The sequence below is a fragment of the Comamonas denitrificans genome (assembly GCF_042654745.1).
Lineage (GTDB): Bacteria > Pseudomonadota > Gammaproteobacteria > Burkholderiales > Burkholderiaceae_C > Comamonas > Comamonas denitrificans.
Map to the genome: position 1 here is coordinate 1 of NZ_JBHSEY010000009.1, position 328 is coordinate 328.

The following is a 328-nucleotide window of genomic DNA, read 5'->3' on the forward strand; positions in this document are numbered from 1 at the left end:
CAGGTTCGGCTCCAGCCTGAACGAACACGTCCACTTCCACGTCTGTGTGGTGGACGGGGTGTTTGAGGAGGTGGCAGGCGAGGGCAGCGCTGATGCCGCAATGCAAGTCTCTGCGTCAGGTGTCGTATTCCACCCTGCCACCGGCATCGATGCGACACCCGTGGCACAAGTGCAGACCACACTGCAAAAGCGCATCCTGCGCGCCTTCGTTGCTCGGGGCCTGCTGGAGTACTGTGACGCCAAAGACATGCTGGGCTACAAACACAGCGGCTTCTCGGTGGACGCCGGTGTCTGCATCGAAGCCCACGACCGCGCTGCGCTGGAGCGG

At 63.1% G+C, this 328-nt stretch carries 1 protein-coding gene; it reads left to right on the forward strand.

Annotated features, from left to right (window positions below; all coding sequences use genetic code 11):
- Positions 1 to 328, forward strand: a 328-nt coding sequence (locus ACFO24_RS01925; protein ID WP_377736521.1) for a transposase, incomplete at both ends; no start/stop codon positions are given.